Source organism: uncultured Methanobrevibacter sp., assembly GCF_946184425.1.
GTDB lineage: Archaea > Methanobacteriota > Methanobacteria > Methanobacteriales > Methanobacteriaceae > Methanocatella.
On sequence record NZ_CAMHFP010000006.1, the window covers coordinates 47,726 to 74,114 of the forward strand.

Sequence of the window (26,389 nt, forward strand, 5' to 3'; positions counted from 1 at the left end):
AGTGAAAAAAATAAAAAGTTAGTGAGATTGATTAATCTCACTAGTTAGTCACTATCATTACTCTTCTAGACGCTGCATTATAACAACTATTACCCTTATAGCTTATAAGTGCAATAAATTTAGCTTTTTTGGTTAATTTAGTAATCTTAAAGATTGCTTTACCATTAGCATCGGTTTTTGCACTATAAACAACACCATTAATCTTTAAATTAACACGAACATTCTTAATAGGATGTTTATTATAATCTTTAAATACAGCCACATATTGTTTAACTTTCAATGCTGCTTTGTAAACCCTATTCTGTGCATATATATAAGAGTTTACTTTAACAACTTTAACTGTAGCGGATGTTGAAGATTTAGTGTATTTGTTAGTGCCAAGGAATGTTACTTTAGCAGTGTATACTTTTGGAGTCAAACCAACTGTAGTTAATTTAGCTTGACCGTTCTCATCAGCAGTTACAACAGTGGTCTTACCATTGATTTCAATTGAAACTTTCTGACCCGCCAACAAATTACCGTATTCATCTTTCATGATAACAAGGATGTTCCTATGTTCATCATTATATAAAACTCTGAAATTCGGAGAGAAAAGAACTGTTTTCAATTTAACGGAGACATTGAATGCAGCTTGAGTAGAATTACGGTTATACTTGTCATCACCAAGATAATTAGCAGTGATGTTATACATACCTTCAGGCAATACTCCCATGAATTTTGCAGTACCATTTTCCAATTTAAGGTAAATGCTAGTTTCATTGATGATTAATTCAACGAAACCAGTAGCATCTGCTTCAACATTGAAGGTAATATTTACATTATTGCCATCAGTAATTGGAAGTACTGAAATGGAAGTATCTTTTTTAGGTGGAATTGCTATTTCAAATGTGTTTGATGTAGAATTAGTATTGAACCTATCATCACCCATGTAAGTTGCAATTACTGTGTATTTTCCATTAGGTAAAATATCTTCACGAACTGCTTTACCATTTATTACATCAGCATACAAAGTAGAATCTCCAACACCAGACACAACAAATTTAACAAGACCAGTAGCATCAGAATTGATGTTTACAGTTAATGTCACATTATTGCCTGCAGTGCCAACATCCAAACTAATTTCAGTGTTTTCTTTAACCGGATCAACAACTGTGAAAACGACTTTAGTACTGTTCTGGTTGAAATTATCATCACCAAGATAAGTTACATTACCATAATAACTACCAGCCCTCAAATTAGTAACTAAAACTCCAACACCATCAGTTAATTCAATATTAACAACAGTACCACCAACAGCTAATTTAACAAATCCAGTAGCATTTTCATCAACATTCACAGTCAAGGTTACCCTGTTACCATTCACATCAGCACGAGCAGCAATAGGAGTATCCTTCTTAATATGACCCACAACAGTGAAATCTTCAGAAGTAATATTAGTATTAAACCAACTATCTCCCATATAAGTTGCAACTACAGTGTAATCACCACTTAAAAGAACATATTCAAGAACCGCTTTACCTTTAATTACATCTGCATAGAGAGTATAATCTTCTGGACCAGTTATCTGGAATTTAACAAGACCAGATGCAATTTCATCAACAGTAACTGTCATTTTCACATTGTTTTCATCAGTAACGATATCCAAAGAGATTGGAGTATCATCCTTAGCAGGTTCTACAAGTGTAAATTCACATTTAGTGGAGTTCTTATTGAAGTTTGCATCACCAAGGTAAGTAACATCCAAAGTGTAGCTTCCATAAGGCAAAGTAATTGTCAAAGTACCTTCACCATTTTCCAATGCAATATTAGATACGCTAACACCAGATTTCACTTCAACAAATCCAGTAGCATTTTCATCAACCTTAACAGTCAATAAAACTCTGTTTGCATTAGTTTCAACAGTTACCTCAATAGGAGTATCCTTCATCACATGACCAAGGATTTCAACATCCTTAGAAGTAGTGTTAGTGTTGAATACTGAATCACCCATATATGTAGCAACAACAGTGTAATTTCCAGGTTCAATGCTGTTAGTAAATGTTTCAACATGACCATCAATAACATCCATATACATAGTATACTCTTCACCGGTTTCCTTACCTACCATATAGAATTTAACCAAACCAGTTGCAGATTTATCCACATCAACAATAACCAAAGCAGTATCCTCACCAACAACAATATTAAGATCAATAGTGGTATTTTTCTTGGAAGCTTCTGTTACGGTAAATGTCAATTTAGTACTGTTCATATTGTAGTTATCATCACCAAGATAAGTTACATCAACAAGGTAACTGTTTGGAACCAAGGAAGTTGTTAATGTTGCAACACCATCTACCACTTCCATATTAGCAACAGAACCACTAAAGGTCAGTTTTACAAATCCAGTAGCATTTTCATCAACATTCACAGTTATTGTAACCCTATTACCATTCACATCAGCACGAGCAGCAATAGGAGTATCCTTCTTAATATGGCCCACAACAGTGAAATCAGCATAAGTAATATTAGTGTTGAACCTATTATCACCCATATATGTTGCAACTACAGTGTAATCGCCAGTTTCAAGAATATCTTCAAGAACCGCTTTACCATCAATTACATCGACATAGAGAGTGTATTCCTCTTCACCTGTTACCTGGAATTTGACAAGACCAGATGCAGCTTCATTAACAATAGCAGTTATTGCCACATTGTTTTCTTCAGTAACGATATCTAAAGAGATTGGAGTGTTTTCCTTAGCAGGTTCTACAAGTGTGAATTCACATTTAGTGGAGTTCTTATTGTAGTTCGCATCACCAAGATAAGTAACATCCAAAGTGTAACTTCCATAAGGCAAAGTAATCGCTAATGTACCTTCACCATTTTCCAATGCAATATTAGATACACTGACACCAGATTTGACTTCAACAAATCCAGTAGCATTTTCATCAACCTTAACAGTTAATGTAACTCTGTTTGCATTAGTTTCAACAGTTACATCAATTGGAGTATCCTTCATCACATGACCAAGGATTTCAACATCCTTGGATGTGGTGTTGGTGTTGAATACTGAATCACCCATATATGTAGCAACAACAGTGTAATTTCCAGGTTCAATGCTGTTAGTAAATGTTTCAACATGACCATCAATAACATCCATATACATAGTATACTCTTCACCGGTTTCCTTACCTACCATATAGAATTTAACCAAACCAGTTGCAGATTTATTCAAATCAACTTTAACCAATGCAGCATCTTCATAAACATCAATGTTAAGATCAATAGGAGTGTTTTTCTTGGAAACCTCAACTATAGTGAATGTCACCTTGGTCTTGTTCATATTATAGTTATCATCACCAAGATAATTAACATCAACAAAGTAACTGCCCGGAACCAATGTAGTTGTTAATGTTGCAACACCATCAACTACTTCAATATTAGTAACAGTACTGCCAACAATCAGTTTTACAAATCCAGTAGCATTTTCATCAACATTCACAGTTAATTTAACCCTGTTACCATTCACATCAGCACTAGCAGAAATAGGAGTATCCTTCTTAATATGACCCGCAATAGTGAACTCAGCATAAGTAATATTAGTATTAAACCTGCTATCTCCCATATATGTTGCAATTACCATGTAATCGCCAGTTTCAAGAATATCTTCAAGAACTGCATTACCGTTAATTACATCAGCATAGAGAGTGTATTCTTCCGGACCGGATACTTGGAATTTGACAAGTCCTGTTGCAGTATCATTAACAGTAACAGTCATTGCCACATCGTTTTCACCAGTCACGACATCTAAAGAGATTGGAGTGTTTTCTTTAACAGGTTCTACAAGTGTGAATTCACATTTAGTGGAGTTCTTATTGAAGTTTGCATCACCAAGGTAAGTTACATCCAAAGTGTAGCTTCCGTAAGGCAGTGTAATTGCTAATGTACCTTCACCATTTTCCAATGCGATATTAGATACACTATCACCAGATTTGACTTCAACAAATCCAGTAGCATTTTCATCAACCTTAACAGTCAATAAAACTCTGTTTGCATTAGTTTCAACAGTTACCTCAATAGGAGTATCCTTCATCACATGACCAAGGATTTCAACATCCTTAGAAGTAGTGTTAGTGTTGAATACTGAATCACCCATATATGTAGCAACAACAGTGTAATTTCCAGGTTCAATGCTGTTAGTAAATGTTTCAACATGACCCTCGATAACATCCATATACATAGTATATTCTTCACCAGTTTCTTTACCTACCATATAGAATTTTACCAAACCAGTTGCAGATTTATTCAAATCAACTATAATTAAAGCAGTGTCTTCACCAGCAATAATGTTAAGATCAATAGTGGTATTTTCCTTGGAAATTTCTGTTACAGTAAATGCCACATTAGTACTGTTCATATTGAAGTTATCATCACCTAGATAAGTAACATCAACAAAGTAACTATTTGGAAGTAAATTAGTAGTTAATTTTGCAACACCATCAACTACTTCAATATTTGCAACAGTACCACCAACAGCTAACCTTACAAATCCAGTAGCATTTTCATCAACATTCACAGTCACTGTAACCCTGTATCCAACCACATCAGCACTAGCAGAAATAGGAGTATCCTTCTTAATGTGACCTCTGATAGTGAAATCTTCATAAGTGATGTTAGTATTGAATCTGTTATCACCCATATAGGTTGCGATTACTGTATAATCACCAGTTTCAAGAACATCCTCAAGAACCGCTTTACCATCAATTACATCGACATAGAGAGTGTATTCCTCTTCACCGGTTACTTGGAACTTGACAAGACCGGTTGCTGCATCATTAACAGTGACAGTCATTGTCACATTGTTTTCTCCAGTTGCGACATCCAATTCAATTGGAGTGTCCTGTTTATTTACATTGAATGTTGTGGTATTATATGCGCTGTAGTTACCGTCAACAACAGTTACAGAAACAAAAATATCCTTACCAACATTTAAATCAGGAATATATTTAACTCCTTCTCCATCATTAACAGATACAGTATAGTTTTCACCTCTAATACTTACAATGTATTCACCGTCAACATCAGACTGAACAACAACAGTAGCATTATCACCATAAGTAATATCCTCAACAGAAACAACAACGGAAATCTGTTTACTTGTTACTTCAAATATTGCTTCTTCAAATGCGGAATAATTTCCGTCAATTGCAGTTGCATTAACAGTATAACTTCCAACAGTCAAGCCAGGAACTGAAACATTTCCGGTACCGTTTACAACAGTAACTTTATGAGTTTCATTACCTATGTAAACGAGATATTCGCCGTCAACTTCTGCACCAACAGTAACTACTGCATTTTCGCCGTAGGTTATATTGGATACAGTAATGTTTAATTCTACAGTTTTTGGAATGACTAATACTACGCCAGAATAGACTATAGATTTATTGGTGTAGTAGGAATCACCTTCATAAGTACCTGTGACCAGATATTTTCCAACATTGTCTACAACATACAAATTAGGAACAACAAGTTCTTCGAGACAGGATTGTGTGATAGTGTAAACAGGATTCATATTGGAATCATATACAGTGTAGGTAATGTTTCCATATGCATTTTCTGGAACTTTCACATGAACAGTTGCATTTTCACCATAATAAATAGTATCGTTAGATAGGTTGAAAATTCCGATATTTTCATTAACTGTTAAATTAGCATAGCCGTATGCTTCATTATAGTCGTCAGTTTCAATTTTATAAACTTTGATTTCATATTTACCAGGTTTGAAGTTTTTACTTGGAACTGTAAATGTTCCGCTGCCGTCAATATACAATGAAACTGCATCATCGTAGCTGTCGTTTATAAATACGGTATAATAATCAGCAACGTCGACTTTTACATTAATTTCAATATCTTCACCATAGTTAGCTTCAGCATCGCTTACAGTTATGTTTGGAGTGGTTTTGTAAACTTCCACATAAACTGGTATACCGACTGGATAGTAGTTTTTATTTCCACCATATGATGCTGCAACTAAATAGTTACCATGGGTCAATGTGAGATTTTCAAGCTGAGTCTTGTTATACCATTTTCCATCCAATTGATAGAGAATCTTATCGGTAGCATTATTGACGAGTTCAGCATTAACTTCTAATTTTTCACCCTGAGTAATATTTGATATTGTAACTTTTAATCCAGGATCTATACGATTGACAGTGAATGTTTTGGTTATTTGATTAAATACGAATGTGTTTGAATCATCGTCTTGTGTATTTAATACCACATCATAGTCTCCACCTGTTAGATTGCTTAAAGTGTAGGTGAAGTTATTGTTAGTTACTTTGACCGGATAGACTTTGTTGTTAATGTTTAAATTGACAGTGAAGCCGAAGTTTGTACCTATGTCAATAGTACCATTAATTATTTCAGTTTGTCCATAGTCAATATCACTAACAGCATAATCAACGTTTGCAGTATCAAAGGTTGTATTGGTAATGTTCACATTAGGGTTCTCACTATAGATGTTTCTGCAATCGCCTCCCTTATTGTCTGCAAACATACATTCGTTGACACTAGCATTCACATTTGATCCAATGAATAATGCACTTTCGCCTGAACGTGGGTTGCCTGAAAGGGTATTGGATAAAAATGTGGATTCTGAAACGGACAGATTTTTGTCTTCACTTAAAACAATATAATAACCAGTATTGTTTGTGAATGTACATCCTGAAATACTATTTTGAACATTGTTCCATGATTCAATTATACGGCTAAATGCATTTCCTGTAAATATTGAATTTTCAATATTCAATTTTGAATTATCCCTTGCAAAAATACCTTCTCCTTTAGTATTATCGTAAAATTCAGCATTGATGAGAACATCATTACATCTCTCAACAGAAATGACTTCACCTGATCCTAATGTGTTTTCAACAAATTCAGTTGATATGACTTTTGCTGAATTCGCATTAGTTATATTAATGAGGCGGCCCCAACTGTCGATTGTATTGTTTTCAAATGTTGATTCATTAATGATAATGTCAGATTTACTATTGACGAGGTAAGTGTGGTATATTTTATTGTCATAAAATTCAGAGTTAACAATATTTAAATTTCCTTCACTGTATATTAATCCTTTAAATGTATTTGCAAAAACATCGTTAACTAAATTATTATTAACAAAGGTACATCCTTCAAAAGTCAAATTACCTCTATTCCAAAAGACTCCATTGTTTAATCTAGCATGAAATCCAGTGAATGCCACATCAGATATGGTAACATTAGAGCCTTCATTAACTAATAAAAACATAAATAGAGTTGAATTCGCATCAAAAATAACCTCTCCAAGTGCATTTATGCTTAATTTTTTGCCTGAAATACTCACTCCAATATTGCTTTCACCAGTGTAAGTTCCTTCCATAACATAAATAATGTCTTCAGTTGCAGAATTTTCGACAGCTTCAGCCAATGTATCGAATTTTCCACCAGTACTGTTGACAATGAAATTGCCTAAATATTCACTTACAGTGAATGTGGTTCCGTTTGCTGCATCGTTATAGTTTTCATCACCTTCACGGACAACCATTATGCTGTAGTTTCCTTCTCCAACACTGTCCAATGTTATTTCAGCTGTAGTGTCAGCAATAGTGAAAGTTGAAAGCCTATTATTGAACAGAAGCTGGAATGTTCCGTTTTTACTTGCGTTGATTTTTAAAACAGGGGTACCAATATCTGAATTTTTAAGGATAAGGTCTTCTACAGTCAGATTTATGTAGACATTCGCCTTATTTACGATAAGCCTGTCTCTTATTGCTTCACCATAATAAACGTTGCCGTTTTTATCATAAATGACTTCATTTAATATAACGTCATAAGCGCCTTTTGGTAAAATACCGGTATTATATTCAAATATACCATCTGTAATTGCGACTTCAGCATCTTTATAGTTAACAAATCCAGGTAATATTAATTGAAGGTCCATGTTGAATTGAGGATCAAGTGTGCCTGTAATTGTTGTAGGAATGCCGTATTCTCCATCCGGTACGTACAATATCACATCATAGAAATCGAATGTGTTATCTCTAAAGTCTTGAACATCACCTGCATTGTAAATGTTTGCATACTCGTAAGCGAAGTTAATTCCAAAGAATGATTCTGTAAGTTTCAGGGTTTTGTTGTTGTAGATCGCCCCACCATTGCCTGTTGCGGTATTTGCAACTAATGTGGAATTATTCACAATCAGTATATTATTATTGTAAATGGCACCTCCGTCCTTTTCACTGAATCCTCCGCTAAATGATGAATTAGCTATGTTTGCTTCACCGTCATTGAAAATTGCACCACCATATCCGTTTGCAGTGTTATCTTCAAAAGTAGAGTTTAAGACTTCTAATGTACCTTCATTATAAACAGCTCCGCCATTTATACCTTCATTTTCATTGAAAACTGTGTCTTTAATGGTTAATGAATTTTTGTTATATATTGCACCACCATTTCCGTTATTGATGTTTTCTGTGAAATTGGAAGCAACAATTTCTGCATTTCCATTGTTGTAGACAACAGAATTTGTATTTATGACATTGCTTGAGAATTCAGCTCCGTCGATGAATAATTTTCCATTATTTAAAACAATAGCATTATTAATGGAATTAAGTGAAAATACACCGTCTGTTATATTTAAGGAACCGGAATTGTATATGATTTCCTCGGTTTCAAAACCGGTGAAAGAACAGTTTTTAAGTGTTAATCTGCCGTAATTTTCAATTGATGCATGATCTTTTATGCCTCCATCAACAAACTCAATGTTTTCAATTACAACATTGCATCCTTCAGCCACTGTAAAGAACCAGTTTGTGCTGTTTCCATCGAAAACAACCATGCGGTCTCTGAAATTGGTAAGTGTGAAAGATTTGGTAATGTCAATTTCCATATTCTCATCAATATGATAATTTGCATTTGCATAAATAATACCATTATCTGTAACATTGCCAATAGCGTCAGTTAAGTTTTCATATACCTCATCTGCGGATATGATGAAGTTTGGCACTCTCATTTCAAATGAAGCATCTTTAAAGATATATGTATTGAGGTCATGGTCATTCATTACACCTATGGTGTAGTTTCCGCCCATTACGTCCTCGAAAGTGACATTAAATGTTTGGGAACCGTTATTGTAAATTGAGTATAATGGTATATGATCGAAGTACAATAAAACGATTGAATCGAAGATATCAGTAGATGTACCGATAACAGTTACTGTCTGGTTGATTTTATCCATTGACCATTTTACTGTATCCTTAGCGTTAAATATACAAGCTTTCTTAACTATTTCATCAGCAGCATCACCAGCAAAGTAATTCATAGTTCTCTCATCATCTTCACCTTGGTAGTTGTCTAAAAATGTACATGCGTAAAATGAAGCTGATACGAACTGTTCAAGACCTTCTGAAATATAGATTGCTCCACCTTCAGATCTTGCAATATTGTTTATAAATGTAGTGTTATATGCAATGACATCTGCATCCTGATCTGAAGTAAGTGAACCAATATATATTACTCCACCATATTCAGCTTCGTTATTGTAGAAATTACAGTTCAGCAATGTTAAACTACCTGCATCCATTTCGATAACTCCACCATCACTGTTGGCATATCCGTTGATTACGGTAATGTTTTCAAGTGTAATGGTAGGCCCTTCTGTGGTATATATAATAGGAATAGGTGGAGCTGTCTCAATTATCTCAACTTCAGTATCATATGATAAATACAGGAAGTCACTTTCATGTTGACAGTCAAAAATAACCTCTTCGCCTGCAAAAGCTCTGATTGTTATTTCTAATTCTCCTTCAATATCAATACCGGCGTTTCCATCTTCGTAATAATAGGTTCCTCCTCTAACTGTAATGATTCCTCCCATTAATGAAGCCGCATCTATTGCTTCTTCCAAGGTTTCATAATATTCATAATCTGAATCTTCATCTTCCTGGTATATGAATGGATAGTTATATTCATCATCATAGTCATCTTCATCCTCGCTGAGAATATTTACATTACTTGCGGACCTCATAATGGATAATGGAGCCATTTTGATATTGCTGGTTGAATAGTATAAATCATCACCTTCAAATACTGCATTGATTTCATAGTCTCCGTCATCCAAATCGGAAACGATTAAATCGTTTCTGCAGGATTGGGTTAGGGTTTTAACAATGTTTTTATTTGAATCTGTTATTGTGTATGTGATATTTCCTACTGCATTTTCCGGAGCTGAAACACCGACGATAGCCTCATTTGGAGATGTGACTTTATTGGAGGCACTTAATGTGACTACCGGAATATTTTTAGTGACTTTCAAAATAGCCTCAGTGGAATTTGATTTGTAGTTTACACGTTCCTGTGAAGTGACTTTGATTGTGTAGGTTCCAGGTTCAAATATTTTATCTATTTCAACAGCTCTGCTACCGTTAACATATTTATCAGTTTTGTAATCTCCAATTTCTATTGTATAGATTGATGGAACATTTGTTTTTATGTTTACAATAACGGTACCATTATCTTCTACTTCCACATCCTCTACAGATATGGTCGGATTGGCTTTATATACTTCAAAATTGACAGTGGAAGATGAAGGTGCGTAATCGTCATTATTGTAGGTAGCTACTAGAGTATATTTTCCTGCATCTAATTTCAATGATTCGAGTTCATCTTTTGTGTATCCTTTTCCATTCAATTGATAACTTATTCTACCTGAAGCAGTAGAAGGCAGTGTTTCAACAACTTTCAGGGTTTCACCATAGGTAATATTGTCAACAGAAACATTTAATTCAATGCCTATATGGTTAACTTTGAAAGTAACACTTATGCTGTCCATCAAGTAGGCATTATTGTTCATATCTACAATATTGTTTAAAACAGCTGTATGTTTTCCATGATTCAATACGCCTGCATTATAGGTAAATGCATTGTTTTTAATTTCTGCAGTGACATTTTCACCATCAACGGTTAAGTTTGCTAATGTGTAGATATTGACACCAGGGTCTACTGTACCTTTGATTATTGAGTTATTACCATATGAAACAGTTGACGCTTTTAAGTTAGCATCGCTAACTTCAAAAACAGTATCATGGGCCACGGTAAATCCGTTGCTGTAAACATGTCTGTTTTCTCCAGTGTTATTTATAAAAATACACTCTTCAATGAGTGCTATAACTTTAGGAGAGGTTGCAACAGCTCCAGTTGTTGCATGGTTATCTGTAAATGAACTGCTATCTATAAGTAATGTGAGTTTTTCATTATTAGGGTTTTTGATTAAAATTGCAGAACCCAACTTACCGCTATTGTTATTGAAGGTACAGCCTTCAATGAATGCATTTGAACTTCCGTCAAGACATAAGACTCCTCCGTCCACATCTTTGTTGGCGTTGTTTTCAAAGTTGGATAATCCTATGTCAATTGTTACCTCGGTAGTGTTTCCATTGACATATATTACTCCACCTTCAAGTTGGGCTTTTTCTCCTAAACTATTTTTGATGTTGTTTTTAACGAAATTAGATAGACTTACAGATGCATATCTTGAATTGTTCCCGACATATATTGCAGATCCTTTAACAGCAGTATTCTGTTCAAAATCACATGAATAGATTGCTGATTCAAATTGAGCTATGTTTTTAAAGTGAACTGCTCCTCCTTCACGTGCAGTGTTGTTTATGAATTTGGAATCTGTGATTGAAATATCCTCATAACCCAATGATGTGACTGCTGCAGTACTTACTTTTAAAGGAGCGACATTGTTTATGAAATTACAGTTGTCAATTTCCAGTGATTCTCCGTCACTAAATATAGCTGCTCCACCATTTCCAGCAAATGATGTTTTTGTAATCTTATTGTCTGTAAAATTACATGAATCCAGTGAAAGATATCCGTGATTAACTATGGCTCCATAATTTGTATTTCTGTTGTGAATTCCTCTGAATGCTATACCATAAATATAGACTTCAGCATTTTCGTTTACAATTATGAAATTCGCATCGCCGCCCTGAGCATCAAATACCACAGTTTCCAATGCAATAATATCTAAAGTCTTATTGGATATTACTATTTTTGTGTCTTTATATGTGCCGTTTTTAACATATATTGTATCTTCATTACCGGAATTGGCTACTGCCTGTGCTAAAGTATCATATTCCACATTTGTACTTACAACGAGGAAGTTGCTGTAGGTTTTACTTACTGAAAAAGTAGTAAAATTCATGGCGAGATCAAAGTTTTCATCAGCATCGCGCATAGCAACAACTGAATAATTACCTAAATCAAGACCGGTCAGCTGCATGCTACCTTTACCGTTTACAACTTCAAGCTTATAATATTTATTTCCGATGAAAATTGTGTAATTATTATCCCAATTAGCATAAAGATTTAAAACAGGTATTTCAGGTATTAATACATTTTTTACTTCAAGATTCAATAATATTTTAGCTTTTGCAATAACTACTTTTAGATATGCAGGGTTTGTTAGATAGAATTCGTTTCCATTTAAATCAGAATAATATACGTGAGTATAGAAATGGTCATTACTGTCTCCCTGAGTATACATTCCTTCCATGGCTAATTCATGTGTTCCGCCTGTTAGCACTCCAAGATTTATATTAAATTTGTTATCTTCAACAGTAAGCAAATCTCCGAAAGCATTCTCATCATCTATGGTTCCTGATAAAAGAGTAAAAGTATTATTTAAATTTGAACCCCAGTCAAATTTACCATTAAGAATATACTCACTACCATATGAAGCATCTTTTTCATTCATTGCTAAATCCAAATCATATTCATTGAACTCTAAATTAAATTTCCTTGTAGGTGATTTGGAGAATATGTTCCTCTGATTAGTTGCAATATTGGAATCAAAAACACAAGAGGTAATATTAACGAGACTGTCGCTGCTGTCAGTTATATAAACAGCTCCTCCAGTTTCAGCTGTGTTTAGCATGAATGTAGTGTCTTCAATTTTAAGATTAGTTGCATATATTGCACCACCTTCAGTTGTTGCATCATTACGGGTAAACTCTGAGTTTGTAACAGTTAAATCTGAAGAAGGATTTGCATTAATTGCCCCTCCCTGATTACCGGTATTGTTTGAGAAAATACAATCATCTATAACTGCAACACTGTTTTCTAAGATAATTTGACCATTTAAATCAAAAGTTGTACCATTAATTTCCAATTTTGAATTATGAGCCTTAATTGGATTTCCCGGTTGATTTTGAGAATTTTTAATATTATTAAATTCACAATCTGTAATTGAAGACTCCAAATTGCTAGTGAATATTAATGCTGCATTTGAAAATTTACCGGTTATAGTTATATCTTCTAGGATAAGTTGGGCATTAGCACCTACGTCCAACAGATAATTTTGAGAATTACCTTCAAAAATGACAGTATCTTCATATTCAGAAATAATTTTAGGCATAATTGTTACTACTTTATTTCTAATCTGTACGTTAAAATTAGAAGAACCTGTGTAAGTTCCGGCTTCAACAGTAATTACTCCACTTCCACCATTAGGAATAGCATTAACCGCAGCACTTAAAGTTTCAAATACGTCCTTATCGTCTAAAACAAAATTAGGTTCTATAATAGTAAAAGTATTTCCAGAATATATGTATCTTTTTTCATAATTTTTCATCATGTAAACTGTATAAGTGCCCGGTTCCAAATCGGAGAAAGTTGCAGTATCTCCATCATTACATGCGGTTCTATAATATTCATCACCATCTTTATATAAAACAGCGTAATTTATATCATCTTCAACGTCAGGAGTTATTTCCACTGATTTAGCAGGAGCGTCTACTTCAATTTCAAGGGAACCATGTCCTTTAAATCGGCAGTCGTTAAAAGTCCAGGTTCCAGATGCTCCACCTTCATTTCCGAAATCGTTTTCTTCTGTGACACTATCTTTAATCTTTTTATTGCCTTCAAAATAACAATTATTAAGTTCAATAGTACCATCATCCTCACAGGAGATAGCTCCACCATCATCTTCTGCCCAATTATTTAGGAACTGGCAATTGTTGGCTATAAATGTTCCACCGTCCACACTTACAGCTCCACCATAATCAAGGGCTTCATTTTCAGTCAGTATACAGTTGTTCAATGTCACTTGTGCATTAGTAACTTCAATAGCACCACCATCAGCTGTTGCATGTCCTTTTTTGAATATTATGTTATTAAATGTGACTTTTAAGTCTTCATGGTCTAACCAAAACAGATAATAAATTTTCTCTTTACTACCATCGAAAATAACCTGTTGACCATCAAACGGCTGTATTGTAATTGTTGCTGCATCTGTAAAATGAATATATATGTCCCCACAGGTTCCTTTGTCAAGCTCGGTGTATGTACCACCGTTAACATATATTGTTCCTGTTTTACTAGAACTATCTTCAATATGGTCCATTGCGTCACGTAAATCTTCGAACCATTCATTATTTTCAGCCCACCAAAAACAGTTTGAGCTGGCTTTAAGCACATCATCGTTTGAAGCGGAAAGCACTTCAGTTGATTTGGAAGTTACCTTCACCTCATTAGTTGATATTTCATCTCGACTGTCAGTTACATTAATTTCAACATCTCCGCCACTTTCACTCTTTTGCGAAATGGCATTGTCCTGTTCAACAACAACAGATGTCGTTGCAATGTCTGTATCACTGACTTCCTCCATCAATGTTTCATTTGTATCGGCCGCTGAAATTGCTCCGATACTGATAAACATTACAAGTAGTATCAGCAATACCCCAATCGTTTTCGTATTCATTTTTAAATACCCCCATTGAATGAGAAATTAATGAAGAATTATTAAAAAAGGAAAATGAGATATGAATTCTCATTGCCTGATTAAGCCACAATCTTACAATAAATACAACTGCAAGAGACAAGCAGTTACCACCATTACAAATCCCGTGGCTTTTTAAGTTTCCCTCTTATTAATCCCCCATCCAATACAAAAATTTTAAGAAAATATTAACAAATAATGTAGATTGTAGATGTCCAATATTTTCCTCATTAAATATTTATCAATTCATTGTTTTATAAAGTTTTTTGTTGTTTAATGAGCAAAAACTGTAAAGTTAATAATTTTTTTCAGATATAACCGAACGATTGTTCTTAATATCAATTTTTGACAAAACAGAACGTTCGTTCTCTATATCATTTAATAACCATAAAATATAAATTATTAAATGTATGAATACAAAACAGTTAATTTTAGAAAAGACTTTAAAATTAATGATTGAAAAGCAAGACTCCATCATTTCAATTAGACAAATCAGTAACTCATCCGGAATTGCTATCGGCGGAATATATCACTATTTTTCAAATAAAGAAGAAATATATGATGAAATTATTGAAAGATACTATATGAATTATTACAGATTCAATATAGACAAACTCACAGCGATAAATGGAAATGCAAAAGAGAAAATCCACGATGTCATGGTTGAAATTTGTAAGCAGAAAGAAACCGGAATCAGGATTGAATCTTTTGAAGAGGAAATAGACTACAGATCAGTATTACTGGTTTTAACCGGAAACGGATTTGCTTATGAAAATTATAGGGAGTTAACCCACAGTATTCTAAAAGATTTGAAGGAATTTCTCACAGATATTATTAAGGAAGGTCAAAAAAACAGGGAAATCAGACAAGATCTCTCAGCCGAAGACATTGTAGAGTCATTAATTATCATGTACATGGGAATTCAATATAAATGGGAAGTATATTTAATTGATGATATGGTTTCAGACTTTGAAGATAATTTTAATTTGGAATGGGAAAAGATAAGATTCAAAGAATAACTTAAAAACACGAGTGGTTAGATGAACACCAAAGACTTGATTGTTGAAAAAACACTGAAATTAATATTGGAGAAAGGCTCAATTGATATTTCAATCAGTGAAATTCGAAATTGTACCGGACTGACAACAGGCGGCATATATTATCATTTTTCAGATAAAAACGACATATTTGAAGCAATTCTTCAAAAGTATATGGTGGATTATATAAAAGTCGATTTTGATAAAATCATCCTTGAAGGTTCATCAAAAGACAGAATCCATGATACATTGCGTTATATTTTACATCACTACATTAAAGGTGTGGAAATTAAAAGCATCAATGAAAAAATCAATTATGCCAGTGTAATACTTCTTTTAACATCAATAGGCTATGCAAATGATGACGTTAACAGTATTATTTCACAAACAGGAAATGATGTTAGAAAATTTTTAACAGACCTTGTTGAAGAGGGCAAAAGACAAAATGAAATCTCCAAAGACTTTTCAACTGAAAACATTGTAGAATCATTATATAACATGTATATGGGAACTCAATATTTCTGGTTAAATTTCCCAGATGATGATATTGATTTAATTTTTGAGAAAAACTTTGAAATGACCTGGCAGACCATCGCATACCCCTGAAAACTATTTTTTAATCTTTGAAGATGTGACACAAAATTTTTAATTAAATATTGTGTTTGAGGTCCAATAATTGAGTAACATAAAAACAAAAGTAATCATGAAATCTAATATAAAAATAGTGAAAAATTTAGAAGACCTATATTCATTAAATTTCACAAAAAAGAGTTATTGCATTTTGTAATTTTTTCAAAATAATACCCAGCTAATGCTGTCGCAATTATATAATTAATATTTAATGGCCTGTTAAGAGTAACCCACCTTCTGTTTAACAGCATTCATCTTAGCGTGCTACCTTGCCTCATACAGGTTGTCATAGGCACCTTTGCTCTTGCATCCTACGGAATGGCCGTTTCACCGCTTCTTTTAATGTCCTCAATTAAATATCATCGTCTACCATTAAAAGCCGTGTCGTTTCTGCTCCAGAGTCATACTTCTCAGTATACATTTTTCAACGCCGTAGTTCTGTACTGATGGGCGGAGTTTCCTTAGTTTAATAAAACCAGCAGCTGTCTTTAACTTGCCATAAAAATATTAATTAAAAGTAGCAGGGCCTAGATTTGAACTAGGGATCTCGGGGTTATGAGCCCCGCGGGATCACCAGACTACCCCACCCTGCTATACGAATAAAAATAGTATAAAACTATATTATAATTATAAAAAAGATAATATATAAACTTTTCGATATTATGGATGAAAAATAAAAAAAATAAGAAAATAAAATTATTTATTTTCTAAAGATTCAATTCTTTTATCCAAATCATCCAATTTTTCTTCAGTAATTTTTTGGAACTCTTCAGATGATTTCTTAAAGTCATCGAAAGATTTTTCTAAACTATCAACTTGGCCGGTGGTTTTGCTAAATTTAGATTCTAATTCTTCCAAATCATCAGTAGTAGCTAAACACCAATCCTTAATTAATTCATCGCTTTTTTCATCTAAAAATGAATCAATTTTTTTAGAAAAAATATCAGTATTTAAACCAGACATATCTATATCACTTAATTTAACTTTAATTCTTTTACCCACAGACCCAGATTCTTTTTCACCGTCGGAATCTTCCACTTTAGTTAATTCATAATTAGTGCCCTCATTTCCCAACACTTCATTCATATGAGCATCTGCAGTTGTTGGAACATAACCTTTTAATTTTTGAGTGGTTTCTGGACTGTTTAGTAAATAATAATAAACCAAGATTACAATTGCAACAATTAATATGATTATTGCAACAGCTTCAATTGCTTCCATTTTATCCCCTATTTATCCATTTTTTTAAGTTTAGCTTCTTTAGCTTCAATTTCTTTAAGCATTTTTTCTAATTTCTTTTGCTCAGTTTGGGCTTCAAGTCTAGCTAATCTCTCATTAATTTCAGTATGCAAATATCCGACTTCACTTCTGACATCTGTAGTGGATTGTCTGATTGCAGAGAGGCTATCCTGTTTGTCCTGCGGTAATGGAATTGGATTGTCCATTAATCTTTTAGATTCGATATCTTTCTCAACCATAGACATTTTTTTAAGTTCAATTTCTTTTTCGAGCATGAAAATAGAATTTTTAGATTCTGCAACTTTTCTCCATTGGAATACAATGATTAAAAGCACAATTGCTACAATAATCAAAACAATTAATATGAACATCTGATTAGGTATTGTAGGTATATCCATCAATTAACCTCCAACTATTTTATACATTATAATAAATATATAGTATACTATAAACTTTATCAATTATAAAATTAATTATTTAACAAGAAGGTAAAAATTTATGATAGAATCTTATATAAAAGCTGGAAAAATTGTTTCAGATATTCGCAGAGAAGCTTCAAAGATGATTAAAGATGGAAATTTAGTTATTGATTTAGTGGAATATGTAGAAAGTGAAATTTTAAAGAGAGGAGCTGAAATTGCATTTCCATGCAATGTTTCAATAAACGAAATTGCAGCACATTATACATCACCTGCAAATGATACAACAATATTTAAAGCAGGAGACATGGTAAAATTAGATTTAGGAGCAATGATAGATGGTTATATTGCTGATTCTGCAGTTACAGTAATTGCTGATGGAAACATTGATGAAAACTACACACAGGATGAAATAAATTTACATGAAGAAATTATTGAAGCTTCAGCTGCAGGCCTTGAAGCTGCAATAGCAACCGTTAGAGCCGGAGTTGAAATGTCAAAAATCGGCGCCGCAGTTCACGAAGCGATAGCAGAATACAATTTAAATCCTATTTTTAACCTAACCGGACACAGTTTAGAACAGTACAATTTACATGCCGGCCTTTCCGTACCAAATTATGACAATCATGACGGATATGTTTTGGAAGAAGGTCAGGCAATAGCAATTGAGCCATTTGCTACAAACGGTGAAGGGATTGTAAATGATGCCCCAGGACATTATATCTATTCATACATGGCAAACAAACCATTTAGAATGAAAAGCACACAAAAAGTTTTAAAATATATCCAAAACAACAATCAATATGTTCCGTTCTCCGGAAGATGGATAACAGATAAGTTTGGTGAAAGACGTGGAAATATAGCTTTAAAACAATTATCAGATGCAATGGCGATTTATCCATATGCCCCACTTAGAGAAAAGAAAGACTGTTTTGTAAGTCAAAAAGAACATACAGTGATTGTTGAAAAAGAAGGTTGTACAGTTACAACTATTTAAAATTGAAGATTTATTCTTCAATAACTATTTTTAAGAGAATTTAAAAAAAAAGAAAAAAGAAAAGAAAAGGAATTAGTATTCCACAGGAAGTGGTAATCCTAATTTAGCTCTTCTTTCACGTTCTTTGCCGTTTTTGTCTTTTTTACCTTTAGCTAATTTTTCAAGTAATCCAAGACCTGGTTTTACTTCATCCATTGGTTTGGTTTCGATTAAACCAGCATCAACAGCAGCTTTAAATATGCTTTCACCGTCATCGGTTCTGGTTAAAACAGTGGACCATCCGTCAGGAGATCCTACAGAACCGGTGGATACGTCTGCCCATTCAGCAACATAGTCAACACAAATGTTACATCCTGCTTGTTCATATCCGTGTGTTTCTTTAATAGCTAAACCTGAGTCTTCACCGTCTTTGGTTAACCAGAATTTACCTTTACCGATGTCCATTTTGGAAGCATCTTGTAAACTGTCAAATCCTAATTTAGCAGTTGCAAAGGTGTCAAGAGAAGCCATAGGGAAGTTTTCCATACAGTAGATACCGATGAGTAATTTGATTTTGTCTACAACGAATCTGGTGAATGGGTAAGCTTGTGCTTTTCTTAAACCTTGGGTTTGACATGGAGTTGCTACAACACCAACTTTTTCTAATCCGTATTGACGGGTAGCTGTTTTTACAGCGGATAAGGTTGGGGACATTGAGTATTTGGTACCTGCTGCTGCGATAACTTCATCTGCTGAAGTTACTACAGTAGGGATAGGTCTCCAATCTTCATCAGGAGTTCCAGCTACAACTGCACCTTCAATGATTCCTTCATCGATTGCGTAACAAAGTAAAGCGGAAACAATTCCTCCGTCTTGAGATACATCTAAAATTTTGCTATCTGTAGCTCTTGCAGATAATGCTTCTTTATAAGTTCCTAATGGCATGTTCAATCCTCCTATAATCCTGTTTCCTCTTTAATTCTTTTTATAGGTAACCATGCTCTTGGACACATTGCATAGCAAGATCCACATTTAATACATCTGTCTCTGTCACAGCTAGGTCTGCCTTCACAGAAGTCCATAGCTCTTGTAGGACATGCGAGAGCACAAGTTCCACATCCAGAACATAATCCGTTACGGATAATGTTAGTTAATACGTCACATCCACATCCAGTGTTACATGCAGCTTTATCAATTGCAGGTTGTAAGTATTCCATGTCTCCACTGCATAATGCTACAACTGTTTTTGCAATCATTTCAGGAGCTACAGGACAACCTGGAAGTGCTAAATCAACTTTAACTAAAGAACTGATTGGTGCAAATGATTCGTGTTTAGGTTGTGCTTGTTGACCCCCACGTGCGAAGGTGGTGAAACAACCGGTCATAGCACATGAACCGAATGCAGCAATTAAACCAGATTTTTCTCTAGCCATTAAAAGTTCTTGAACACTGTGTTCATCTTGTAAACAGACGGAACCTTCAATTAAACATAAGTCCATTTCAGGCATTTCTTCAGCATAAGTACCGTGTACCCATTTGTCTACTAAAGTTTGTCCGTATACAATATCAACCATGTCAGTTAAAACTGCAGATAAAATGTCGTAGTTTTCAGTTAAAGACATTGCATCTCCAGTACAACCACTTAAGTGTATGTAACCAATACGTGGTTTTGCTGAAGCAGCTTTTTCTTCTGCTGGAGCAGCTTTAGGTGTTTCTGCAGGAGCAGCTTCAACTTTTTTCTCTACTTTTGGTGCTTCAGGTTCAGATGAACCTCCAAAAGCTTTTTTCAATTTATCAAACATTATTTTACCCCGATTTCTTTTAAAATAATATCTATAGTTTTTGGAATAGCCTTTATAACAGGTTCTGTTAAACCCATATCAATATCCGGAGTTGGAATTTCGGCAGGTTTACAACCCACAATTACGACTTCACATTTATTTTCAGAAATTTCCCTAAGCGGATCCTCAACAGTCATTCCATGAGGATTATCATATTTTCCATGTTGCATTACACTTGGATCAAAAACATCCACAGTTCCCGGTTCATCATCGAACTCAACAACATCAACAACAACAAGCTTTTTCCAATCATAGTCTGAATATAATGGGAAAAAGTTAGTTGGTGCTGCAGTTCCGCCATCAACAAATTGAACTCCATCAGGCAATGTTTTGCCTGCAACTTTATCCTTAATATCTTTTAAAATTTCTTTATCAAATTCATTATCAACATAGTCTGTAATAGCAGGGTCATAATAGTCACTTTGTTCATTGAATATCTTTTGCAAAATATTTATAACAATAGGACCATATCCATCATCTTTGAATAATACATTACCGCATCCAATAACAATTACATCCGAATCATAAGGCATTAATAAAATCCTCCAATACTTAGATTCTCACCATTTCATTTTTAAGAATGGATTTATCTTCATCGTCAACTACCATTACATGAGTAGCACAGGATAAACATGGATCGTAAGCTCTGATTACGTGTGGACCTAACTCGTGGTGGAATCCTTCAGTTGCAGGACCCATTGTTGGAATATTCCAAGTAGTTGGTACAATTGCAGAGTAGAATTGTGTTTTTCCATCTTTTACTTGTGCCATATGTACATCAGTTCCTCTAGGACCTTCAATAACACCAAATCCAAGTTCACCAGTTCCTCTAGGATCATAATCTGCTTTTGCAGATGCTGCAGGATCAATAGCATCTAATGCTTCAAGACAAGCATCATAGTTTTTCAACATTTCATCAGCACGAGCTACATGTTGAGCAACTACACCTTTATCTTTAAATCCAGCGAATTTTTCCATTCTTGCTCTTGGACCAGTTTCTACGTTAGAACCTTCCCATAAAGGAATTACTGAACATGCTTTAGTTCCAATTTCAGGATCATCATACCATGCTTCAGGTAATACTTCTGAGAATTTGTCCATATCGAAATCGTTGGTACCATAAGTTGCATCGGTTGCCATTAATGGTTGGTTAACTACACCTAAGTCTTTAGGTAAACCAGCTTCGAGTACACAGTTTTTAATGAATTCAACGTGTGCTTCGAGTTTTGGTTTTAAAGCAGTCATTCTTTCAATTAATCTTTCTTTTGTGAATGGTGTGATGTTTCTAGCCATTCCACCAACTCTAATATCAGATGGGTGGATACCTTCACCAGCAATCATGTCAACAACATATTGAACATTTTTTCTTACTTCACTTACGCTGTTAACTGCATCGACGAATTTGTCCTCTGGGACAACGTCAGGTGCAACTAAGAAGTGGTGAATTGCTGCACTGTTAATACCGTGTGCTGCTGCAACAGCTTTTCTTAACAATTTACCAGCTTTAGGAATTTCAATACCTAAAGCCATGTCCATAGCTTCTGCAGATGCTAAAGTATGTGGAATTGGACATACTCCACAAATTCTTTGACATAAAACAGGAGCGGTTTCAGGAGCCTTGTTAAGAACCATTTTTTCTAAACCCCTAACAGGAGTTATACTTAAATACATCCCTTTTGTAACTATCCCTTCATCGTCAACTTCCATGACAAGTTCGGCATGGCCTTCTTGACGAGTTGTAGGAGATATAACTACTCTATCTTTCAAATTTGTCACCTCAATTTTAAAACTTAGAAACTAACATTAATAATATTTGTTTATTTACATTTATAAATTAATAGTAAAATTATGGATAGAAACTTATATAAAAGATAAGAAACTTAGTTATATTATTATAATTAATAAAATTTATAGGAGGGATAATTTTGGAAAAATCAAACATAATTATTTCAATAATTATTGTGTTATGTATTGCAGCAGCAGTCGCAGCGTATGGAATAACAAATAGTAACAATCCAATTTTCTCTGATTTGTCCAGTATGCCTGCTAAAAATACTGGAAACGGACTTGGAAATAATACCACTTTACACAATGGAAGTGGATCATCTGTAGCAACTACATCCGGCAGTTCCGGAGGTTCTGGTTCAGGATCAGATTATAGTGACAGTAGCTCAGGATCAGATTATAGTAGCAGTTCCAGTAGTGATAGTGGTAGTAACGACGATTATTCCTCAAGTAGCAGCAGCAGTAGTTCTTCATCAAGTTCCAGTTCAGGTACTTCATTATCATACTCCGATGCACAAAGTATTGCAGCTAGTGCAGTTTCAGAACCAGGATGTTATGCTGGAGGCGGATACTATTCTGATGGATACTGGTACTTTACCATTTATGATGAAAACGGTAATGCTGTAGATACAATCAGTGTGAGTGATTCCACAGGTGCTACTGGTAGAGGTTAAATTAAATTTAACCCTTTCTTTATTTTTTTTATTAAATAGTTAAATATATATAATACAAAAAACATAATAGTTATTGTTGTATTGAAGGGCCCGTAGCCTAGCTGGATAGGGCGTCGGACTTCTAATCCGAAGACCCCGGGTTCAAATCCCGGCGGGTCCGCTCTCATATAATCTTTTTTTAGAAATATTTCAATTTGAATATTTGATGGGCTTGTAGCCTAGTCTGGAAGGGCGTAAGACTCCTAATCTTAAGATCGAGGGTTCAAATCCCTCCAAGTCCGCTTTAAAAATTATCTAAAGTAACTGTTTTTGTTGTTTTTTTCTCTTTTACAAAATTATCAAAAAGAATTTTACCGTATTGTCCCCCACCACCAGGTACAACATCAATATCTCCATTTCTGAATGATTCAATAATTTGTGCAATAGTAAAATCAATCTTTCTAATTTCATCCAATGGAACATTAATCAACACATCAATTTCAGTTCCAAAAGCATTTATTAATTTTTGCCATCTATTTTGAACAGTTTTTGTAGTGACACCTTTATCAAGAACTGTTGCTATTAATTCAGCAAGAGGCATTAAATGAACATATTTTGGTCTGAAATTCGGATGTTTAGGTTTATCATAATCTGCGATTTCCGAAATTCTAAAATCCACACCTTTTTTAATTCTTCCGCCACATTCACACTTCATTTTATTTTCCCGTGCAATTTCCGGATTGATGATTTTGTAGCATTTGGTACATGCAGTCATATGATATTTCCCAAGATTCGGAACCAACCCATAATTTGCTTTAATTTTCTTATTTTTAATTGAATTTTTTATAGACGAATATGAAATATCTTCAAGCTCCAATGCATTAAACTCTCTGCCCAACCTGTGAGGCCATGGAGAATGTGCATCAGAATTTGTTAAAAATGGAAAATCTTTAAGTTCACTTACAGTATCCGCCATAAATGTATCAGCAGACAATCCCAATTCGACAAAATCAGGTTTATCACCATAACAATCATAAATACTGTTATATGATTTGTACATTCCTGTCCATGGAGTAAATGCATGAGCAGGACCTATCAAACAATCATAGTCCCTAACCATGTCCAAAAGTTCCGCTCCAGTATATGCTGTCCTAGGTCTGCCGTCAGTATGTTTATTTTTTGACACTAATTTATCAGACAACTCCCGGGCGATATCGATATCCGGAATGATGATCAAATGATGAATCCTACTCTTGCCTTCCACTTCCGCTGTTAAAACAAAATCCATTCCGTCAGTTGTATAAATTCCATCACCTGAGTAATTAGTGCTTTCAGCAATTATATCTAACCAACTCGGATGAAAAGCATCACCTGTACCCAAAAGTTGAAGACCCTTTAATTTAGATTTCGGAGCCATATTCCTTATTAGCATGTCTTTTGATGAAGCTGATGAAAAACAGCTGTGAACATGAAAATCCGCATTTACTAACATAATTAAAAATTATAATTTATATTATATTAACCTATTTAATATCTGTTTAAAATCTTCAATAGGATATTTATCTTTTATAATCTTTAAATCGACACCTAAATTATCTTCATTAACACTATCAGAAGTATTATTCAAATCTTTTAAAAAATAGTTTGTTTTATGGATTAAATTTATTAAATTTTCCTGATTTGTAGGATAAGCCAATTTTAAAGTAGGAATTTTTAAATCTTCAATCATTTTTTGCTCTAAACTGCGGGCATTGTTACAACTAGCGCTTCCAAATAAAATCAATTCGTTTAAAACACCATACATTTTGACATAATTTTCGGGCCGTTTTCCAATAATGATTGCTGCGTCAACTTTATTTAAAATCTTAGAAAATAAATAAAGTCTTCCCTTAACGCCGGAAGGGATTTCACTAGAAAAATAAGTAGTTAATAAATTATCATATTTGAGATTGCCCTCACAAATATCCATATTATCATACTTGGAAAAATTAGAGGGAGAAATATAATTATGTCCATTTTTTTCGATTAATGGAATAACAATCATTGCCGCATCGGGCACCACAATAACATTCATATCTAAAAAAAAGTAAAAATGATATATTGATTATCCAATATATCTCAAATCATCGGCATTAACCGCATTAGCTTTATTAATTAAATCTTGTTCCATTTGTTGAGCTTTAGAAATCATTTTTCTAGTTTCTTCAGCCCTTTCTTCTAATTTATCAACATTAATTTCAAAATTAAGTAAATGTGATAGTTTATTTAATATAGCCTCTGCAGATTCAGCATCAATGAAATAACCAGGAGTTTCGCCCATTAGACAAGATCCATGAATTCCTTGGCGAACCGCAAGACCTAAAAAGAGTCCAGAAGCACCGACGATTCCACCATCATTTGACCTAATCTCTATACCCACTTCTTTTAATAATTCAACATCCTCTTCGTGAGTAGCTGCCCCTAAAACTTTATGTTCTTCAACAGGCTGACCAGTAGCCATTCCACCTAATGTAAAAATTCTGTCTATGTCAAATTTTTTAACATAGTCTAAAATATCCTTACATACCAAATATTGACCTTCGGGAGTTAAAGATTGGGTATTTCCTACAAGGATAATTAAATCCAAATTATCTTCACCAACATCTTTCAGATAATATAATTCGTTAATCATATTTCCAATTACACCTTCTTCTTTAACAAGAACTTGAGGTGGAAAAGTTGGAGAATAAATTTCGGCAAATTTAGTCGCTTCAAACTCATCAATCATATGATCAGCAGCTAATTTACCAACATGCCCAATACCAGGCAATGCTTCTATAAAAATAGGATTGTCCAATTCAATTTCTTCTAAAGTAGTAATTTCTGTAACTATCATATCCTATTGCTCCTTCATGGATTCTTTTTTTAATATACGGCGATATTTACCATATTTGTCCTCAATAGAAAATTTAGGAGGATAAATAACTTTAAGTTGCCCGCCACATTTGGGGCAAGCATCTTTTAAAG

16 protein-coding genes, 3 tRNA genes and 1 other RNA gene are annotated in these 26,389 nt (G+C 34.0%); 6 read left to right on the top strand and 14 right to left on the bottom strand.

Annotated elements, in window-relative coordinates; genetic code table 11:
• Positions 1-40: 40 nt before the first annotated feature.
• Together Q0P94_RS02095 and Q0P94_RS02100 are read right to left on the bottom strand one after the other, a co-directional pair.
• Positions 41-14,785: an Ig-like domain repeat protein gene (locus tag Q0P94_RS02095; RefSeq protein WP_295113288.1), complete on the bottom strand. Its 14,745-nt coding sequence runs from the start codon at positions 14,783-14,785 to the stop codon at positions 41-43.
• Positions 14,700-14,906 (bottom strand): hypothetical protein, encoded by a 207-nt coding sequence (locus tag Q0P94_RS02100; RefSeq protein WP_295113291.1) that lies wholly within the window; start codon positions 14,904-14,906, stop codon positions 14,700-14,702. The genes Q0P94_RS02095 and Q0P94_RS02100 overlap by 86 nt, the downstream gene beginning before the upstream one ends.
• Before the next feature lie 307 nt (positions 14,907-15,213).
• Here Q0P94_RS02100 and Q0P94_RS02105 point away from each other — a divergent pair, with 307 nt between their 5' ends.
• Together Q0P94_RS02105 and Q0P94_RS02110 are read left to right on the top strand one after the other, a co-directional pair.
• On the top strand, positions 15,214-15,822 hold the full coding sequence (locus Q0P94_RS02105) for a TetR/AcrR family transcriptional regulator (RefSeq protein ID WP_295113294.1): 609 nt from the start codon (positions 15,214-15,216) through the stop codon (positions 15,820-15,822).
• Between the two features lie 21 nt (positions 15,823-15,843).
• Positions 15,844-16,446: a TetR/AcrR family transcriptional regulator gene (locus Q0P94_RS02110; RefSeq protein WP_295113297.1), complete on the top strand. Its 603-nt coding sequence runs from the start codon at positions 15,844-15,846 to the stop codon at positions 16,444-16,446.
• Positions 16,447-16,684: 238 nt separating this feature from the next.
• On the opposite strand, the gene rnpB is transcribed toward Q0P94_RS02110, so the two are convergent.
• The 4 genes from rnpB to Q0P94_RS02130 form a co-directional block, all read right to left on the bottom strand.
• Positions 16,685-16,967: RNase P RNA component (gene rnpB, locus Q0P94_RS02115), an RNA gene on the bottom strand.
• 21 nt (positions 16,968-16,988) lie between these two features.
• A tRNA-Met gene (locus tag Q0P94_RS02120) sits at positions 16,989-17,063 on the bottom strand.
• A gap of 103 nt (positions 17,064-17,166) precedes the next feature.
• Positions 17,167-17,691 carry a hypothetical protein gene (locus tag Q0P94_RS02125; protein ID WP_295113300.1) on the bottom strand — a complete coding sequence of 175 codons (525 nt, stop codon included), beginning with the start codon at positions 17,689-17,691 and terminating at the stop codon, positions 17,167-17,169.
• Positions 17,692-17,699: 8 nt separating this feature from the next.
• On the bottom strand, positions 17,700-18,107 hold the full coding sequence (locus Q0P94_RS02130; RefSeq protein WP_295113302.1) for a hypothetical protein: 408 nt from the start codon (positions 18,105-18,107) through the stop codon (positions 17,700-17,702).
• A gap of 100 nt (positions 18,108-18,207) precedes the next feature.
• Here Q0P94_RS02130 and map point away from each other — a divergent pair, with 100 nt between their 5' ends.
• A complete protein-coding gene (gene map, locus Q0P94_RS02135) occupies positions 18,208-19,125 on the top strand; it encodes a type II methionyl aminopeptidase (RefSeq protein ID WP_295113305.1) in 918 nt (305 codons plus the stop codon).
• 72 nt (positions 19,126-19,197) lie between these two features.
• Here the strand turns inward: map and frhB are convergent, their stop codons facing one another.
• The 4 genes from frhB to frhA are packed head-to-tail and all read right to left on the bottom strand — an operon-like array spanning position 19,198 to position 22,712.
• Positions 19,198-20,049 (bottom strand): coenzyme F420 hydrogenase subunit beta, encoded by an 852-nt coding sequence (frhB, locus tag Q0P94_RS02140; protein ID WP_295113307.1) that lies wholly within the window; start codon positions 20,047-20,049, stop codon positions 19,198-19,200.
• A gap of 11 nt (positions 20,050-20,060) precedes the next feature.
• The gene (gene frhG / locus Q0P94_RS02145; RefSeq protein WP_295113310.1) at positions 20,061-20,906 is read right to left on the bottom strand and encodes a coenzyme F420 hydrogenase subunit gamma; all 846 of its coding nucleotides are present in this window, start codon (positions 20,904-20,906) and stop codon (positions 20,061-20,063) included.
• Positions 20,906-21,478, bottom strand: coding sequence for a hydrogenase maturation protease (locus tag Q0P94_RS02150; RefSeq protein ID WP_295113313.1), 573 nt, complete (start codon positions 21,476-21,478; stop codon positions 20,906-20,908). Before Q0P94_RS02150 ends, frhG begins: the two co-directional genes overlap by 1 nt.
• Positions 21,479-21,497: 19 nt before the next feature.
• Positions 21,498-22,712 (bottom strand): coenzyme F420 hydrogenase subunit alpha, encoded by a 1,215-nt coding sequence (gene frhA, locus Q0P94_RS02155; protein ID WP_295113315.1) that lies wholly within the window; start codon positions 22,710-22,712, stop codon positions 21,498-21,500.
• 158 nt (positions 22,713-22,870) lie between these two features.
• Here frhA and Q0P94_RS02160 point away from each other — a divergent pair, with 158 nt between their 5' ends.
• The 3 genes from Q0P94_RS02160 to Q0P94_RS02170 all read left to right on the top strand — a co-directional run bounded on the left by Q0P94_RS02160 (position 22,871) and on the right by Q0P94_RS02170 (position 23,685).
• On the top strand, positions 22,871-23,404 hold the full coding sequence (locus Q0P94_RS02160) for an endoglucanase (protein WP_295113318.1): 534 nt from the start codon (positions 22,871-22,873) through the stop codon (positions 23,402-23,404).
• A gap of 86 nt (positions 23,405-23,490) precedes the next feature.
• A tRNA-Arg gene (locus tag Q0P94_RS02165) sits at positions 23,491-23,564 on the top strand.
• 47 nt (positions 23,565-23,611) lie between these two features.
• Positions 23,612-23,685, top strand: a tRNA-Arg gene (locus Q0P94_RS02170).
• A gap of 2 nt (positions 23,686-23,687) precedes the next feature.
• Here Q0P94_RS02170 and Q0P94_RS02175 read toward each other — a convergent pair.
• The 4 genes from Q0P94_RS02175 to Q0P94_RS02190 form a co-directional block, all read right to left on the bottom strand.
• Positions 23,688-24,875, bottom strand: coding sequence for a TIGR00375 family protein (locus tag Q0P94_RS02175; RefSeq protein ID WP_295113321.1), 1,188 nt, complete (start codon positions 24,873-24,875; stop codon positions 23,688-23,690).
• Between the two features lie 21 nt (positions 24,876-24,896).
• Positions 24,897-25,445 (bottom strand): DUF2112 family protein, encoded by a 549-nt coding sequence (locus Q0P94_RS02180; protein WP_295113324.1) that lies wholly within the window; start codon positions 25,443-25,445, stop codon positions 24,897-24,899.
• A gap of 42 nt (positions 25,446-25,487) precedes the next feature.
• Positions 25,488-26,258, bottom strand: a complete 771-nt coding sequence (locus Q0P94_RS02185; protein ID WP_295113327.1) for a proteasome assembly chaperone family protein — start codon at positions 26,256-26,258, stop codon at positions 25,488-25,490.
• Between the two features lie 3 nt (positions 26,259-26,261).
• Positions 26,262-26,389: nucleolar RNA-binding Nop10p family protein (locus Q0P94_RS02190; protein WP_295113335.1), on the bottom strand; the 128-nt coding region annotated here is incomplete at its 5' end.